Annotated in this window: 14 protein-coding genes; 9 read left to right on the top strand and 5 right to left on the bottom strand. The window is 42.6% G+C overall.

The genetic code is table 11. The annotated features are described in order from the left end of the window. Positions 1 to 11: 11 nt before the first annotated feature. The 3 genes from O6P32_RS03275 to O6P32_RS03285 are packed head-to-tail and all read left to right on the top strand — an operon-like array spanning position 12 to position 3,778. Entirely contained in the window at positions 12 to 1,382 is a 1,371-nt protein-coding gene (locus tag O6P32_RS03275) for an SGNH/GDSL hydrolase family protein (protein ID WP_269876787.1), read from the top strand. Further along, complete coding sequence (locus O6P32_RS03280) at positions 1,369 to 2,319, top strand: GDSL-type esterase/lipase family protein (protein ID WP_269876788.1); 951 nt, start codon at positions 1,369 to 1,371, stop codon at positions 2,317 to 2,319. Before O6P32_RS03275 ends, O6P32_RS03280 begins: the two co-directional genes overlap by 14 nt. Continuing rightward, positions 2,297 to 3,778, top strand: coding sequence for an MBOAT family O-acyltransferase (locus O6P32_RS03285; protein ID WP_269876789.1), 1,482 nt, complete (start codon positions 2,297 to 2,299; stop codon positions 3,776 to 3,778). Before O6P32_RS03280 ends, O6P32_RS03285 begins: the two co-directional genes overlap by 23 nt. Positions 3,779 to 3,844: 66 nt before the next feature. Here O6P32_RS03285 and dnaG read toward each other — a convergent pair whose 3' ends face one another. From dnaG to O6P32_RS03310, 5 genes are all read right to left on the bottom strand, one after another. Then, positions 3,845 to 5,974 carry a DNA primase gene (gene dnaG, locus O6P32_RS03290; RefSeq protein ID WP_269876790.1) on the bottom strand — a complete coding sequence of 710 codons (2,130 nt, stop codon included), beginning with the start codon at positions 5,972 to 5,974 and terminating at the stop codon, positions 3,845 to 3,847. A 78-nt stretch (positions 5,975 to 6,052) separates the two neighbouring features. Then, the gene (locus O6P32_RS03295; protein ID WP_269876792.1) at positions 6,053 to 6,856 is read right to left on the bottom strand and encodes a hypothetical protein; all 804 of its coding nucleotides are present in this window, start codon (positions 6,854 to 6,856) and stop codon (positions 6,053 to 6,055) included. A gap of 76 nt (positions 6,857 to 6,932) precedes the next feature. After that, complete coding sequence (locus O6P32_RS03300) at positions 6,933 to 7,622, bottom strand: phosphatase PAP2 family protein (RefSeq protein WP_269876793.1); 690 nt, start codon at positions 7,620 to 7,622, stop codon at positions 6,933 to 6,935. Between the two features lie 424 nt (positions 7,623 to 8,046). Then, a complete protein-coding gene (locus O6P32_RS03305) occupies positions 8,047 to 9,048 on the bottom strand; it encodes a malate dehydrogenase (protein WP_178266295.1) in 1,002 nt (333 codons plus the stop codon). A 295-nt stretch (positions 9,049 to 9,343) separates the two neighbouring features. After that, positions 9,344 to 10,687 carry an ACT domain-containing protein gene (locus O6P32_RS03310; RefSeq protein WP_269876794.1) on the bottom strand — a complete coding sequence of 448 codons (1,344 nt, stop codon included), beginning with the start codon at positions 10,685 to 10,687 and terminating at the stop codon, positions 9,344 to 9,346. A 288-nt stretch (positions 10,688 to 10,975) separates the two neighbouring features. Between O6P32_RS03310 and O6P32_RS03315 the strand changes: the two genes are divergently transcribed. The 6 genes from O6P32_RS03315 to bioC are packed head-to-tail and all read left to right on the top strand — an operon-like array spanning position 10,976 to position 16,222. Continuing rightward, complete coding sequence (locus O6P32_RS03315) at positions 10,976 to 11,419, top strand: hypothetical protein (RefSeq protein ID WP_269876795.1); 444 nt, start codon at positions 10,976 to 10,978, stop codon at positions 11,417 to 11,419. Then, positions 11,410 to 12,369, top strand: coding sequence for a biotin synthase BioB (bioB, locus tag O6P32_RS03320; protein WP_269877036.1), 960 nt, complete (start codon positions 11,410 to 11,412; stop codon positions 12,367 to 12,369). Before O6P32_RS03315 ends, bioB begins: the two co-directional genes overlap by 10 nt. Next, the gene (gene bioA / locus O6P32_RS03325) at positions 12,359 to 13,645 is read left to right on the top strand and encodes an adenosylmethionine--8-amino-7-oxononanoate transaminase (protein ID WP_269876796.1); all 1,287 of its coding nucleotides are present in this window, start codon (positions 12,359 to 12,361) and stop codon (positions 13,643 to 13,645) included. Before bioB ends, bioA begins: the two co-directional genes overlap by 11 nt. 2 nt (positions 13,646 to 13,647) lie before the next feature. Further along, positions 13,648 to 14,817, top strand: a complete 1,170-nt coding sequence (locus O6P32_RS03330) for an 8-amino-7-oxononanoate synthase (protein WP_269877037.1) — start codon at positions 13,648 to 13,650, stop codon at positions 14,815 to 14,817. Further along, positions 14,814 to 15,482, top strand: a complete 669-nt coding sequence (locus O6P32_RS03335; protein ID WP_178266299.1) for a DUF452 family protein — start codon at positions 14,814 to 14,816, stop codon at positions 15,480 to 15,482. Before O6P32_RS03330 ends, O6P32_RS03335 begins: the two co-directional genes overlap by 4 nt. Further along, entirely contained in the window at positions 15,467 to 16,222 is a 756-nt protein-coding gene (gene bioC / locus O6P32_RS03340; RefSeq protein ID WP_269876798.1) for a malonyl-ACP O-methyltransferase BioC, read from the top strand. The genes O6P32_RS03335 and bioC overlap by 16 nt, the downstream gene beginning before the upstream one ends. Positions 16,223 to 16,227 lie beyond the last annotated feature (5 nt).

The raw sequence follows: 16,227 nt of genomic DNA on the forward strand, positions 1-16,227 counted from the left end.
GAAACATGTGCATGAAGAATAAGATATCATTTACATTCCTATTTACTTTATTAGTCGTTGTCGGACTGTTGGCTTTGCATTATCTGCCTCCTGTTAAGGTGAATGATAAGCCATTGCGTAAAGTAGATTTACTAGCTGATTTACGTCCGGATATTGTGGAAGTTGCCGATTCGGATACCGTACTTCTTCCTCCTGTAGTAAAGCCGACGTTTGTTGATACTTGCAAGACCGGAATTACCTGCATTGAAGATTACTCAGATTCTACGATGCGTGGGATGACTCATTTTTATGAGGCCTTGACGAATCGTTCTACATTAAATCGTCCGGTTCGTATTGCTTATTTTGGGGATTCATTTATTGAGGCAGATATTTTAACGGGAGATTTGCGTGCAATGCTCCAAAACAAGTTTGGAGGTTGTGGGGTAGGTTATGTATCCGTAACCTCTAAAATAGCAGGTTTCCGTCCTACGGTACTTCATTCTTTCGATGGATGGGAAAGTCATTCCGTGACCGATTCTACTTTTTTTGATGATGCACGCCAAGACTTGTCCAACCATTATTTCATAGCCGGGAAGGGTGCATCTGTTACTTTGAAGGGACAGCGTAAATATGCTTCCCGACTGGATTCCTGTCGTATTTCCACTTTTTATTTCCATACTTCCGATTCGCTGATTCTTTCCGCAAGTATCAATGGAGGTACTCCTGTCTCTTATCATTTCTCAGGTGCCGAAAGTATGCAGGCGGCTACAGTAGAGGGGAACATCCGGAATATTTGCTGGAAAGTAGAGAAGGTGGATTCTGTAGCTACTTTCTATGGAGTGACAATGGATGGAGAAGAAGGAATAACATTGGATAACTTCAGTACTCGTGGTAGCGGAGGACAGCAGTTAGGGCGGATACCAATGGCTACCTTGAAAGCTTACAATCGCTTGCGTACATACGATTTGATTGTATTGCAATATGGGTTGAATGTGGCTTTTCAGGAAGGGAAAGACTATTCTTATTATAAAGTTCCAATGGCAAAAGTGGTAAACCGTTTGAAAGAGGCTTTTCCAGAAGCTTCTATTCTGATTGTGGGAATAGGAGACAGAGAATATAAGGATGAAAATGGAGAACTTCGTACCATGCCGGGAGTGAAAAATCTGATTCGTTATCAACAGGCTTTAGCGGCAGAAACTCATGTGGCTTTTTGGAATTTATTTCAAGCCATGGGAGGTGAAGGAAGTATGGTGGAAATGGTAAACAGCAAGCCTTCTATGGCAAATTACGATTATACACATATCAACTTTAGAGGCGGTAAACACATTGCTGGTCTTTTGTTTGAAGCTTTGATGTACGGTAAGGAACAACATGAGAAACGGAAAGCGTATGAAGCAGAATAAATACAGGCTGATTGCGTGGTGTGTATGTGTATGGATGGTTATGAGCGGATATGCACAAGACCCTTTGCCTCGAAAGGCTAAAGCTGATACACATTCTACTCCGGTATATGTCAGTAAAGAAATAAAGCAATTGCTGAAGCTGTTGACCGTAGAATCTCCTATGCCTGATAGTTTCAAAGGTGTACAAGAAAATGAGATATTCGATCCAACTTTTTCTTTAGCACCTTTTTGGGAAAAATTGTGTAAGCTGGAAAAGCCGGTACGTATTGTACATATAGGCGATTCACATGTGCGTGGACACGTATTTCCTTATATTGTTCGCAGTTATTTGGAAGAAGATTTTGGAAGAAATGCAGTAGAACCTATTCCCTTAACTTATCAGACATCCGGAATTGCAAAAGAAACGGGTAACGTAGGAGTGGTATATCATGTAATAGGAGTGAATGGAGCTACTTGTGGTACTTATGCTACAGAAGAGCGTATGCGTGAGGTAACTTCTCTTCAGCCCGATTTGGTGATTCTTTCTTTTGGAACAAATGAGGCACATGGCAGACGGTATGCACAGACATTGCATACAGTGGAAATGAAGCATTTGATTGATAAAATCAAGTCGGAATGTCCGAATGTGACTTTTCTGCTGACTACTCCTCCGGGAGCTTATGTGCGTAACGGACGAAGGGGACGTGTCATAAACCCTCGCACTTCTTTAGTGGTCGATACTCAGCTAAAATTTGCGGAAGAGAATCAATTGGCAGTATGGGATATGTATCATGTGGCAGGAGGAAGTCAATATGCCTGCCGGAATTGGACTGCAGCTCATCTGTTCCAGCGTGACAAAATTCATTTTACACGCGAAGGATATATTTTACAAGGATTATTATTACACGAAGCATTGATAAAAGAATATAATAAATATGTGGGAAATAGACTGGAGTAAACTGACCGATATATTGACGTACGATCCTAAGCAGCCGATGATATTCAGTAGTGGACTGTTTTTGTTCTTGTTTTTAGGGTTCAGTCTGGTGTATATGCTGCTGCAGCGGAAAACTACTGCACGACTGCTGTTTGTATCGTTATTCTCGTATTACTTTTACTATAAAAGTAGTGGTGTCTACTTTTTCTTGCTGGGCATTGTCACGGTGAGCGATTTTCTGCTGGCTCGCCAGATTGCTCGTATCGAAACATTGTGGAAGCGTAAAATGCTGGTAACCCTCAGTCTTGCAATTAATTTAGGACTGTTATGCTATTTTAAATATACCAACTTCTTTTACGAAATGCTGGCTCCCTTATGGAATGGTACATTCGAGCCATTGGATATTTTCCTGCCGGTGGGTATTTCGTTTTTTACTTTCCAGTCGTTGAGTTATACACTCGATGTGTATCGTCGTGATTTGAAGCCGCTTGACAATCTGCTGGATTATGTGTTCTACGTATCTTTCTTTCCGCAGCTGGTTGCCGGTCCTATTGTACGTGCCCGCGATTTCATTCCTCAAATCCGTCAGCCCCTGTTTGTGTCGAATGAAATGTTCGGACAGGGTGTGTTTTTCATCATAAGCGGTCTGTTTAAAAAAGCAGTTATATCCGATTACATCAGCATTAACTTTGTAGAAAGAATCTTCGATAATCCCGGGCTTTATTCCGGTATAGAGAATCTGTTTGGGGTATATGGATATGCCCTTCAGATTTATTGCGATTTCTCCGGTTATAGTGATATGGCTATTGGTATTGCTTTGTTATTGGGGTTCCGCTTTCCTATCAACTTTAATTCTCCTTACAAGTCGGACAGTGTGACCGAATTCTGGCACTGTTGGCATATCTCGTTGTCTACCTGGTTGCGCGATTATCTTTATATTTCGCTGGGAGGAAACCGGAAAGGGAAACTGCGCACTTATATTAATCTGATATTGACTATGCTTTTGGGAGGACTCTGGCATGGAGCTTCCTGGAACTTTATCGTATGGGGAGGACTCCATGGCGTGGCTTTGGCAATACATAAATTTCTGCGTAGTTTGCTGAAACGTCCTAAACATTACCAGAGTACCGGAATAAAGAAATTCTTTGCAGTCGTACTGACTTTTCATTTTGTATGCTTCTGCTGGATATTCTTCCGTAATACAACATTTGAAGCCTCTATGACTATGATCCGGCAGATTGTTACTGCTTTCCATCCGGAGTTGTTGGGACAATTGCTTACCGGTTACTGGGAGGTCTTTGCCTTCATGCTTATCGGGTATCTGTTGCACTGGTGTCCGGACAGTTGGCAGAATTACTTCTGCCGTGGTGTAGTGCGTCTGCCACTTGTAGCACAAGCCTTGATTTTAATAGGACTTATTTATATCGTAATTCAGGTAAAAAGCAGCGATATCCAGCCGTTTATTTATTTCCAGTTCTAACAGATAAAGAAAAATAGCAGCAAAAGAGGTATGAAAGAGGCATACATCTTTTGCTGCATATAAAAGTCAGGCTTTCAGAACCACTCGGTCGCCGGCTCGTTGTGCCATCAGACTTTGGGTCTGGTGCAATTCCTTATAACGCTGCATAATTTCGTTACAGCGTTGCGGGTCATTGGCTATTTCCGGTTTGCTTAGTGCCTGTAACGTATGTTTCATTTCTTCGGTAACGATAGCTAACTTGAAATCCAGCAGCAAGCGAGGAACAAGTTCGTACAGACGTTCTTCGTCAGTCACAATTTTCTGTCCCTTGGAGTGATATTTACTAAGCTGATAGCGGTCGCTTGCCATTTCTACTGCCAGTTTGCTTATTTCCGGATCGGGAGAAGCAATGAAGTAGCGTTCTGCTATAAAATTTTCGTCATGTATATGCGTTTCAGCTTCTTTCAAAACTCTTCGGTGCAGGGCATCGTGAAACTGCAGTTCATCTTCTGCCAGTCCGGAAGAGATGCATTCGGTTACTGTAAAAGGAAGCTGCTCTCCATCTTCATTTTCGATATAACACATCACTTTCTCGCCGTACCGAATCAGTACGCGCATCAGTTCCTGTTCTTTCTCGTAGAATATTTTTTGTTCGTTGCCTGTAACGGGGATATAAGACTGATAACTGTCTTCCGGCGGAACTATATCTACTGGGAAAGGTGGTTGTAGCTGTTCCGGTTCTGCCGATGAAACCTCGGGAATCAGTTCGGGCAGCGGAGCCGTTTCCGGATATACCTGTGGCGCCTGTTCCTCCTTATTGGTACTGGGGGGAGGAGTTGGAGCAGCAGTAGTCTGCTGTTGGGCACGATACTGTTTTCTCTGTTCTTCCTTGAATTTAGCCTCCCTTGCCTGTTCAGTCAGCTTGGCAGTAGCTTCTACCAATATCTTTTCCTCCATCTGAAGCAGCTGGCTGCATTCACGGATATAAACAGAGCGGACAATGGCATCAGGAATCACCGATATACTTTTTACGATACTTGAAATCAGTGAGGCACGCTTGATAGGATCTTTTCCCGCTTCTTCCATCAGAAGATTGGTCTTGAAGCGGATAAAGTCCACCTCATGTCCGTTGATGTAAGCCTGATAGTCGGTTGCATTATGTTTTCGTGCAAAACTATCGGGGTCATCACCGTCAGGAAGCAGACATACCTTGATGTTCATTCCTTCCTCCAGCAACATATCAATTCCTCGGAGACTGGCTTTGATACCTGCTCCGTCACCATCGTACAGCATTGTGATGTTGTTTGTAAAACGGTGAATCAGACGGATTTGCTCGGAAGTAAGAGCTGTACCCGATGAGGCTACCACATTTTCTATTCCACTCTGGTGCATGGAAATAACGTCGGTATACCCCTCAACCAGGAAGCAACGGTCTTGTCGCACGATAGCCTGTTTGGCAAAATAGATGCCATACAGTTCCCGGCTTTTGTGGTAGATTTCAGATTCGGGAGAATTGACGTACTTCATCTGTACGTTCTTGGTAGCAGCACTAAGTACACGTCCTCCAAAAGCTACGACCTTTCCGGAAAGTGTATGTACGGGGAAGATGACACGTCCCCAGAAACGGTCCCTCAAACTTCCGTCGTCTTTACGGTAGCACAACCCGGTCTTTACCAGATAGTCTTCCTTAAATCCTTTTTGTATGGCAGCCTTGGCCAGTGCATCGTGGCTTTCTGTACTGAATCCCAACTGGAATTTCTTGATGATATCGTCACGAAAGCCACGTCCTCTCAGATAAGTCATACCGATGCGCTGGCCGTCGATATCGTTGTACAGGATATTCTGGAAATATTCCGATGCGAACTGGTTGACAACAAACAGACTTTCCCGAAGGCTTTGTGCCTGTTTTTCTTCTGTAGTCAGTTCGCGCTCCTTTATTTCAATGTTGTATTTCTTTGCCAGCCATTTCAGTGCTTCATAGTACGAGAGCTGTTCGTGCTCCATAATGAAGTGCACTACGTTTCCTCCTTTTCCACAACTGAAACATTTGCATAATCCTTTGCTGGGTGAAACACTGAATGATGGTGTTTTTTCGTTATGAAACGGGCATAAACCGATGTAGTTCACTCCTCTGCGTCGGAGAGTGACAAATTCGGATACTACGTCTACAATTTGCGCAGCATCGAGTATTCGGTCTATGGTAGCTTGGTCAATCATATTAAGAGGCGAAAATAATAAAAATATGTAGAATGTGCAATTCCTTTTTGTTCGCCTCTCTTTCGGGCAGACTGTATGTTAAAATACAAAGGCAATAGAGGCTCCGAATGTAAAGTTGTGCATCGGGGTTTTTCTGCTGTACGAATGTGTCTGACGCGTTCCATCCTCGTTTACCCATGAGTTATTCAGCTCGTAGGTGAGGCGGGGAGCAGCAAAGTCGTAGTCACAATATAGCCGGAGGGCTGCATCTTCTTTATACCGGTAGGTAAATGAAAATCCAGTCCCTATTTTATAGGTCGAACTTCTTCGTATCCTTAGAAACTCTTCGTCTGCAAAAGTACTGTTCAGCAATTCGGCTTGACTGATTTGCTCTTGTTGCAAATAGAAGTCAACATCTTCCTTATAGAATTTCTTATATGCTTCTTCACTCACAATCTGTCGGTCAAAAATCTGGGGATTGATTCGGCTGAGTGAGTTCAGACTGAAATTGGCCGTTCTTCTGCATCCCATCAGCAGCTTGCTTCCTATCTGAAAGTGCCGGCTCAATGGATAAGAGAAATACACTCCCAAATCAATGTCCAGCATTCCCAAATGGTCCGATTCCAATCCTTCAAGCAGAAACATATTGACTGGTGCTCCAGCTTGTAAATCGCTGTCCAAATCGAAGTTCTTCAGATTTTCTGTAGGTATATCGGCTGTTACAGGAAGTGTAGCCACCTTCAACCGTCCTCCCATTCCGATGTATGGATTGAGAAAGTAGGCTCCTTCTACACTTACTACGGTAGCGGTGCTGACTTTAAGCTTCATGCCTAACGGATTCCCTCCTTCCGAGTCGTATATCTCGGCTGTTTTCAGCATCGAAGGTCCGGAAGCAATCCCCATGTTGAAACTTAAGAATGAAGGGTTGTCATAACGATTATAAGTAGGATTTACATTCCATGTATCTGTCTGATTACGTTTAAAAATCAGGTCCGAAAAAAAAGTATCCCAAATCAGTTGATATCATACCTATCCCAGCCCCCACAAGCACATCTCCAATCCAATGCCGGTTGTTCAACTGACGTGTCACTCCGGTAAGTCCAGCCAGGGTATATCCGCCTATGCTATACCAGGGACTTTTCATTCCGTATTCTTTATGCAGAATAGTCGCACACATAAAGGCAGTAGCTGTATGTCCCGATGGAAAGGAGTTGTCGGAAGAATTATCCGGACGGGTTTCTTTGGTCGTATATTTCAAGGTGTTGACGAATCCAGCCATTAGTGCTGCCGAAAATACATTGCTTACTGCCAATTCTTTCCACGAACTTCGGCTTTCCACACCGGCCAATTTCATTCCCCATGTAGCAGCAAGGGGGACATACTGGGTATAGTCGTCGTAACGTTGGTGAAAGGTTGGATTGAACCGGTTTCTTAAAGTACGGAAGTCGCTGTTCTGTTTTTTGACTACAAGACCGGATACAATAAAGGGAATTCCCATGTATGAGAACTCTCTTTTGAAATAATCGTATGTAGTAAAATGAGGCTGCTTGGTGAATGTTTTTGCATGCCCTGTGGTATCATTATTTATATTTAGCTGTATTTCATTGGCACATACAAGGCTGTTGCTGGTCGATAAAATGAAAAGGAGAAAATACTTTCTTGATTTCATAAAATGTGTTTTTTATAGCTATTACATCTAGAAGGAACAAAATAAAGAGTAAATGGTTCATTTTTATAAAGTTAAAAAGTGAAGACAGAGGGAGGAAAAAGGCCGGTCTTATCAACCGGTAGATGATGTAACAGAAATAAAGGAGCAATGATGAATGTCGGAACTTTTAATCGTCGTCGTTGAATGTAGAATTGCCGTTGTTGGCTGTACAGCCAACGTGGCTGAATGTATAGCCGACGTCGTCGGTTTGAACCGGCAGTTGGAATCGTGAGTTTATATTTATGATAATGAGTGCTTTTTATGTAGATGAATGGTACTGGGAAGTTCTTATAATAGAGAAATCCCTAATCATTTAAAATTAAAAAAAAAGAGGCCATCCCAATTTATTTTGAGATAGCCTCTTTCACTGAATTCAAACTATATATTATTTAATGTTCGGGTTCAGTTTGTTCCATTCTGATACTGGAGGAAGAACGCCCATTGCGATAACTTCGTCACGCAAAGCGCACAAGTGTTCGTAGCTCTTATCCAAAGCAGCCTGTTCTTCTGCAGTACCGTTCAATTCAGCGCAGTGGCAACCTTCAGTATCGATAGAAGTTTCCCAAGCCATCATGATGTGATCGTACTTAGCGTTAGAAACGTAAGTACCAGCAGGCCAACGGAATGCTTTTCCACCCATAGCAGCACCAATCATTTCGATAGAAACGTATGATGGGCTCTGGAATGAAGAACGGCCACGCAAGTTGATGATGTTTGCACCACCTTTAGTTACTTTCTGCTGGATTTCAGCCCACTGTTCTTTAGTCAAAGCATCAGTACCGATGATGTCTGTCAAAGCTTTACCGTTTACTTTTGCAGTAGAAGCAAATACAGCCATCTGTTCGCCATGACCACCGTAAGTACGGCAGTTTTCAACAGCGTCCATAGAAATACCGAAATGTTTAGCCAATTCGCTACGCAGACGAGTAGAGTCAAGAGCAGCCAATGTTGTAACCTGACCTGGTTTCAAACCTGAGTACAACAAAGTAATCAAACCAGTGATATCTGCTGGGTTGAAGATGATAACGATGTGTTTTACATCCGGGCAGTATGCTTTTACGTTTTTACCGAATTCTTCAGCGATAGCAGCGTTACCTTTCAACAGGTCTTCACGAGTCATACCAGCTTTACGTGCTGCACCACCTGAGTTTACGATATATTTAGCACCAGTCAGCGCTTCTTTGATATCTGAAGTGAAAGTGATGTTTACACCTTCGAAACCGCAGTGGAACAATTCTTCAGCAACACCTTCCAATCCCGGAGCGTACGGGTCGTACAAACAGATGTTATTAGTCAAGCCCATCATGATAGCAGTCTGAGCCATGTTAGAACCGATCATACCGGCAGCACCTACAATGGTAAGTTTTTCGTTTGTTACAAATTCCATAATTCTTATTATTTAAGTTATGTGATAATGATGTTTGTCTACATTATTTTCTTTCGCTACAAAGATAAGAAAAAGATAGAAGATGAAGCGTTAAAAATGAAGAATTAATTAGAAGGAACCCATGAAAATAGAAAGAAGACAAAAAGGGAAAACACTATTTCTGCAATTTACCGGTTGAGGTTGTGTGGATTATGTAGTTTCCGATTCTAAGGGAAAATGAAAACGGTCAAATTTGAAACATTTTGTGCACAAATTTGACCGAATGGTGAATAATATCCGAAAATCTTGTTTGGGGTTATACAAACCAGGTAGAGTGATCTTCGTAAGGAGCGAAAGTCAGACTTTGAGGATTGGGTTCAACTCCCGACAGATACTTGGATAAAATACGAAGCACTTCCTGGGTATCTTTTTCTCGTACTACTACTGATATACTTTGGTTGTCGCTGCCATATGAAATCATTAAAATAGGAATGTCTTTTAATAAATCGATTATGCGAGCTTCTACTTTACTGATATTCCAGTCGAACTCTCCTAATATAGATATGGCAGTAACATTCTTTTCTACTGTGACTTTAGCAAATCGAGAGAGTTCATTCAGTATTTTATTCCAGAAAATGTCATAAACTCTTATGGCTACCGATATGTTTGTACTGGAAGATGTAAGCAGATAAATGGGTACCAAATTGTTTACAAGGATACCTAATGCTTGTGTAGATACCTGCGATGAAGGAATTGTACCTAAAGGTGACATACGTAAATAGTTGATATCCTTTCGTACAGTTATGGCTTTTATATCATGCTTTTTCTTTTCTTCATCAATGTAGATAGCAGGGAAGTTCGCCTGATTATCGCTTATCAGGCGAATACTGATTTGTTTTTCACGAGCCGAGAGGAGGGTAGAGTGCGCAATATGAATGTCATCGGTAATGAGCATGTGTCCGGCTTCTTCGTAGGTCAGACAAAGCTCGTTTTTTTCGTTATCTAAGCAATGAAGTCCTTGAGTCGGCATAATTAAAAAAAGTTCTTTTGCCTGGAAAGCAATTGCTACATAAAGCGCATATAAATCGGTACACATATCAATCAGATAGGTCGCCTCACCAGATTCGTTTCGGTATACATTAGACGGCATAACATATATCTTACCCGATTCTGTCTGTATGTTCGTGGAATTTATATCAGGAATCTGTTCTTCATTCAACTGGATAAATTCAGAAGCATCGAGTAAGGATGCGTTCATTCCTTTGTACTTCAAATATGCAGTACAAAGAATGGCCGAAAGGTATCCTCCTGTTGTTCTTATATCTGTTTCCTGCTGGCAAGATGCTTCTGAATGTGACTTTGCCAAATGTACGAAATGGTCTATCCGTGCTGTAATGTCTGCTTTTGTAGCACATGTATTCGCCTCATCTGTATCTGGAACCGCAAACATACTGATGCACTCTTCTTTCAATGTATCTATGGCATGCAAAGCTTCGGTCTGCTGGTTTTGGATCAAAAGTTCAGAAATATTTTCCAAACTCTGTTTTATCCAATCGAAAGAAGAAAGGATGATGATAAATGGTTCTTCTGAGCGAATTTTTTCGATGTGTGATAGGATTTTTTCGGAAGTATTAGTTGTCTCTATACTGCAAACTTTCATTGTTTTACTTTATCTATTAATGCTGTTTTTGTTACTCTTTCTTCTTGAATAGTCGGGTAGATATGCTTTTACAATAAATATTCCTAAACATATACTCTCAAAATTCTCTGCAAAGAAAATAATTTAATTTTGATTTGAAAGGAGTTATTTTCTTTAATGTTTCATTTGTATCAATATTTGTGCCGAACAGCCTTTTTGTGTCATTGCAGTGTATTTTTCTTTTTCTGAGTGTAATTTTTGCGGTTAAAAGGCTTTTGTTATATTTGCAGCCGATAGAATTGTTTCAATATGCATACAAGCACTTTACATCACGACCGAAAGAGTGTCCGTTTCCGTTTTTGGAGTCGGAAGAGTTATGCTGTGTTCGGAAGTCTGCATTGCCATGTTACTATAGGTAGTGTAGGTAAAGGTATTGCTGATTCTGCTTTGGATAAGTCAAAAGTGGTTTTCTCTTTGAGGGATAACTGTAGGGGAGTGCAGCATTTGGCGGCAGAAGATAAAGACGACTGGGAGGCAGATGCCGGTTTCCCACAAAGGGAAAACGGAAGTGATTTTCTTTCTCTGTTGTTTGCAGGCGGAGGTTGTGTACGGGGTAGCGTATATGCCGGTTGGACATTTCGGATATTTGTCATTCATGTAAACGGAGTGACGAAGCAACTGTGTGGTATCTGTGCAGATACTAAAGCTGGTTGCTTCGTCACTCCGTTCTTTTTATACATCTTATTATGGTAGAAGAACTGGAAAAAAAAGTTGGTGAAGGAGTTTCGTTGACACGGAAGGAAGCATTGTGGTTGGCGGAAGAAGCTCCTTTTGAAGCGCTTTGTGAAGCTGCGCATCGTTTGACAGGACAGTTTGCTTCACATAAGTTTGATATGTGCTCCATTATTAATGCTAAATCGGGACGTTGTCCGGAAAACTGTAAATGGTGTGCACAGTCGGCCCATTATGCTACAGGGGTGGAAGAATATGGATTAGCTTCTGCAGAAGAATGTTTACGTCATGCTCAGGCAAATGAGGAACTGGGGGTACATCGCTTCTCTTTGGTTACAAGTGGAAAAAGACCTACCTCCAAGGAGCTGGATATTTTGTGTGAACGCTTTGCTTACTTGCACACTCATACTTCCATCTGTCTTTGTGCTTCACTTGGTCTGGCTACAGAGGAGCAGTTGCTGCGTTTGCGTCAGGCAGGGGTAGAGCGTTATCATTGTAATCTGGAAACAGCTCCTTCCTATTTCCCGAATCTTTGTACAACTCATACACAGGAGCAGAAAATAGAGACGTTGCGTGCAGCACGCCGTGCCGGTATGGATGTATGTAGTGGTGGTATTATAGGTATGGGAGAGAGTATGGAACAGCGGGTAGAACTGGCTTTCACTTTAAAGGAACTGGATGTACAGTCTATTCCATTGAACTTGTTGCAGCCTATTCCTGGAACTCCATTGGAGAAGACTCCCCGCTTGTCTGATGAAGAGGTTCTTCGGACTATAGCTATGTTCCGCTTTGTGAACCCGACGGCTTATCTGCGTTTTGCCGGAGGACGCTCTCTTCTGAGTGAGGAGGCTGTCCGTAAGGCACTGTATGTGGGAGTGAATTCGGCCATAGTAGGAGACTTGCTTACTACATTAGGCTCGAAAGTAAAAGAAGATATAAAACGAATCAAGGAGGTAGGGTATGAATTATGAACAGCTTGTGGATAGCTTCGACAGAGAACATTTGTGGCATCCTTATACATCGACATTGAATCCGTTGCCTACTTATAAAGTGGAAAGAGCAGACGGATGCATACTGACATTATCAGACGGTACACGGCTTATTGATGGAATGTCGTCGTGGTGGTGTGCTGTACATGGATATAATCATCCGGTACTGAATAAAGCTATAGAGGAACAGTTGGGCCGGATGTCGCACGTGATGTTTGGAGGACTGACTCATACCCCTGCCATCGAGTTGGGAAAACTGTTGCTGGAAGTGGTACCTCCTTCTATGCAGAAAATATTTTATGCAGACAGTGGTTCCGTGGCCGTAGAAGTAGCTTTGAAGATGGCTGTGCAGTATCAGTTTGCAGCCGGTAAACCGGAGAAGAGTAATTTTATAACCATCCGTTCGGGATATCATGGTGATACTTGGAATGCCATGTCGGTGTGCGATCCGGTAACAGGTATGCACAGTCTGTTTGGTTCGGCTTTACCCGTACGTTTTTTTGCGCCTTCACCTAAAAGTCGTTTTGAGGGAGAGTGGGATGAAGCAGATATTCTTCCGTTGCGTGAGGCTATTGAACAGCATCATCAGGAACTGGCAGGACTCATTTTGGAGCCTATTGTGCAGGGGGCCGGAGGAATGTGGTTCTATCATCCCAACTATTTGCGTGAGGCTGCCAAATTGTGTCGTGAGTATGGCTTGCTACTGATTTTTGATGAAATAGCTACCGGCTTTGGACGTACCGGTAAATTGTTTGCCTGGGAACATGCAGGAGTAGAACCGGATATCATGTGCATTGGAAAGGCATTGACCGGAGGGTATATGACTTTTTCTGCTGTTCTGACTACTGACCGTGTAGCTGATTGTATTTCTTCTCATCATCCCAATGTCTTTATGCACGGTCCTACGTTTATGGGAAATCCGCTGGCTTGTGCTGTGGCTAAGGCTTCGGTACAACTTCTTTTGTCGTCCGGCTGGAAAGAAAAAGTGGCTTGTATCGAAAAACAGTTACGCAAGGAACTGGCTCCGGCTTCTTTATTGCCTCAGGTAGAAGATGTACGTGTCTTGGGGGCTATTGGAGTCATTGAAATGAAGAAACCGGTAGACATGGCACAGATGCAGCGCTTGTTTATAGAAGAAGGTATTTGGGTACGGCCGTTTGGCAAATTGGTTTACATCATGCCGCCTTTTATCATTACTCCGCAAGAACTGAGCAAACTGACTTCGGGATTGATAAAGGTTGTAAAACAAACATTATGAGTATGGAACAGATGGATGAGGCCTTTCTGACAGAACTGGACAGACTGGCTGGAATAAATAATTTGCGGGTATTGCCGGAGGTAAGGCAAAACGGAAAATGGATAGAGAAAGAAGGAGCAAGAATGTTGAATCTTTCTTCAAACGACTATTTAGGGTTGGCCTCCGATGTATCTTTGAAACAAGAGTTTATGAGTGAGATAAAGGAAGAGGATTTTTTATTTTCTTCTTCCTCCTCTCGTTTGTTGACAGGTAATTTCCCTGTTTATACGGAACTGGAACAGTTGCTTGCCGATACATTTGGAGCCGAAAGTGCATTGGTCTTTGGTAGCGGCTATCACATGAACATGGGAATATTGCCGGCTGTTGCCGATGGCAACACGTTGATATTGGCCGATAAACTGGTACATGCCAGTCTGATAGACGGTATCCGTCTGTCGGCTGCCCGATGCATCCGTTACCGGCATCAGGACTATACACAGGTAGAACAGCTCTTGGAGAAGCATCATACTGAATACTCCCGCATTATTCTGGTAACGGAAAGTGTGTTCAGTATGGACGGAGATGTGGTTCCGCTTGCTCGTCTGGTTTCACTCAAGAAGACATATTCCAATCTGATGCTGTATGTCGACGAAGCACATGGTATCGGAGTACGCGGACAACATGGCTTGGGAGTGGCAGAGGAACAAGGATGTTTACACGACATTGATTTTCTTTGTGGAACTTTTGGAAAGGCATTGGCTTCTGCCGGAGCTTATGTGGTTTGCAGGAAAGTAATACGGGATTATTTGGTAAATAAGATGAGAACCTTGATTTTTACTACAGCTCTTCCTCCACTCAATATGGCATGGACTCGTTTTATTTTTTCTCGTTTGGGAGAATGGACAGAGCGAAGAAAACATTTGGATATGATTTCATCCCGTCTCCGCGAAGCGGTACAGAGCAATGGATATGAATGTGCTTCTGGCAGTTATATTGTACCGCTGACGGTAGGCAGTAGTGAGCGGGCTGTATGGTATGCAACGGAATTGCAGCGAAAAGGTTTCTATGTATTGCCTGTTCGTCCACCTACTGTTCCGGAAGGTACTTCGCGTTTGCGTTTTTCACTTACAGCCGCTATGACAGAAGAAGATATTAATTTGCTTGTTCAGAACATAATACCTCGTACTGTATGAAACAGCTCTTTTTAAAACGGGAAGGAAATCCTCGCTTGCTTTTGTTTTTTGCGGGATGGGGAGCAGACGAACATTTGTTCCATCGTCCTGTACCACAAGGTTATGATTATTTGTTGTGCTTCGATTATCGTACTTTAGATTTTGATGAAGCATACCTTGAGGGGTATCAGGAGATTTATGTGATGGCATGGTCAATGGGAGTCTGGGTTGCCGGATATGTATTGTCCAATGCTTCTTGGCCGGTAATAAGAAGTCTGGCTGTGAATGGTACCGTTTATCCGATAGATGACGAAAGAGGCATTCCGCATGCCATATTCGAAGGTACGTTACAAGGTTTCTCGGAAAAGACTTTAGTACGCTTTCGCCGCCGCATGTGTGGTACTCAGGAAGGAGTCAAAGCTTTTCTTGCACATGAGCCGTATCGTCCGTTGGAAGAACTGAGAGAAGAACTTGCCGCATTAAAACAGGAAGTACAGGCAAAAAATACTCCGACGTTTCATTGGGATAAAGCCATTGTTGGTTTGCAGGATTTGATTTTTCCCGTAAACAATCAGCAAAAAGCCTGGGAGGGAGTAGAAATGGAAAGATTGAATATCGCTCATTACGATGAGTGCTTGTTCGACAATCTGTTGTCGGGAAAGGAAGAAGGATGGATAAGACTTTAATCAGAAAACGTTTTGCACGTGCTACTGGAAGTTATTTGCAGACTGCTTCAGTACAGCGTACTATTGCCGAGCGCATGGTAGACCGTATAAGTGTTTATGTGCCTGAGGCGGATCAGCATAAGATTCTTGAAGTAGGGTGTGGTACAGGTATGTTTACCCGTATGTATTTACAGCAACATTCACCTGAACAGTTGTTTCTGAATGATATTTGTCCGGAGGTACAGACCTGTTTTTCTGATTTGCCGGAAGGAAAAGTTGACTTTCTGATGGGAGATGCCGAGAAACTTTGTTTTCCCTCGAACCTGGACATGATTGTATCTTGTTCGGCGATACAATGGTTTGAGCATCCTGTTGCTTTTCTTTCCAGATGTGCCCGCTTTCTAAAGCCTGAAGGATTTTTGGCTTTCAGTACTTTTGGAAAGATGAATATGCAGGAAATAGCTTCAGTGTCTTCGGTATCGCTGAACTATCTTTCGTTGGAAGAACTGAAGCGTGAACTGGAACCTCATTATCATCTGGTGTATAGTCATGAAGAAGTATTTCGGCTTTCTTTCGAATCGCCGATGGCTGTACTGAAGCATCTTAAAGAAACAGGTGTTACCGGTATCCGCTCTGGGGTATGGACACGGGGCAAGCTGGATGCTTTTTGCATGCATTATTCAAGTCGTTATGCATCGGAAGGTGGTATGGTACCGCTTACCTATCATCCTATATATATAATATGTCAACTTAAAAAGTAAAAGAT

Origin of the sequence: Phocaeicola acetigenes (genome assembly GCF_027529745.1) — a bacterium.
GTDB lineage: Bacteria > Bacteroidota > Bacteroidia > Bacteroidales > Bacteroidaceae > Phocaeicola > Phocaeicola acetigenes.

Bases quoted from the DNA above. Each gene is read 5' to 3' on its own strand.
- dnaG (WP_269876790.1), bottom strand. From the start codon at position 5,974: ATGATTGACCAAGCTACCATAGACCGAATACTCGATGCTGCGCAAATT.
- O6P32_RS03285 (WP_269876789.1), top strand. From the start codon at position 2,297: ATGTGGGAAATAGACTGGAGTAAACTGACCGATATATTGACGTACGAT.
- O6P32_RS03305 (WP_178266295.1), bottom strand. From the start codon at position 9,048: ATGGAATTTGTAACAAACGAAAAACTTACCATTGTAGGTGCTGCCGGT.
- O6P32_RS03330 (WP_269877037.1), top strand. From the start codon at position 13,648: ATGGAACAGATGGATGAGGCCTTTCTGACAGAACTGGACAGACTGGCT.
- bioA (WP_269876796.1), top strand. From the start codon at position 12,359: ATGAATTATGAACAGCTTGTGGATAGCTTCGACAGAGAACATTTGTGG.
- O6P32_RS03335 (WP_178266299.1), top strand. From the start codon at position 14,814: ATGAAACAGCTCTTTTTAAAACGGGAAGGAAATCCTCGCTTGCTTTTG.
- O6P32_RS03300 (WP_269876793.1), bottom strand. From the start codon at position 7,622: ATGAAATCAAGAAAGTATTTTCTCCTTTTCATTTTATCGACCAGCAAC.
- O6P32_RS03275 (WP_269876787.1), top strand. From the start codon at position 12: ATGAAGAATAAGATATCATTTACATTCCTATTTACTTTATTAGTCGTT.
- bioC (WP_269876798.1), top strand. From the start codon at position 15,467: ATGGATAAGACTTTAATCAGAAAACGTTTTGCACGTGCTACTGGAAGT.
- O6P32_RS03280 (WP_269876788.1), top strand. From the start codon at position 1,369: ATGAAGCAGAATAAATACAGGCTGATTGCGTGGTGTGTATGTGTATGG.
- O6P32_RS03295 (WP_269876792.1), bottom strand. From the start codon at position 6,856: ATGGGGATTGCTTCCGGACCTTCGATGCTGAAAACAGCCGAGATATAC.
- O6P32_RS03315 (WP_269876795.1), top strand. From the start codon at position 10,976: ATGCATACAAGCACTTTACATCACGACCGAAAGAGTGTCCGTTTCCGT.
- O6P32_RS03310 (WP_269876794.1), bottom strand. From the start codon at position 10,687: ATGAAAGTTTGCAGTATAGAGACAACTAATACTTCCGAAAAAATCCTA.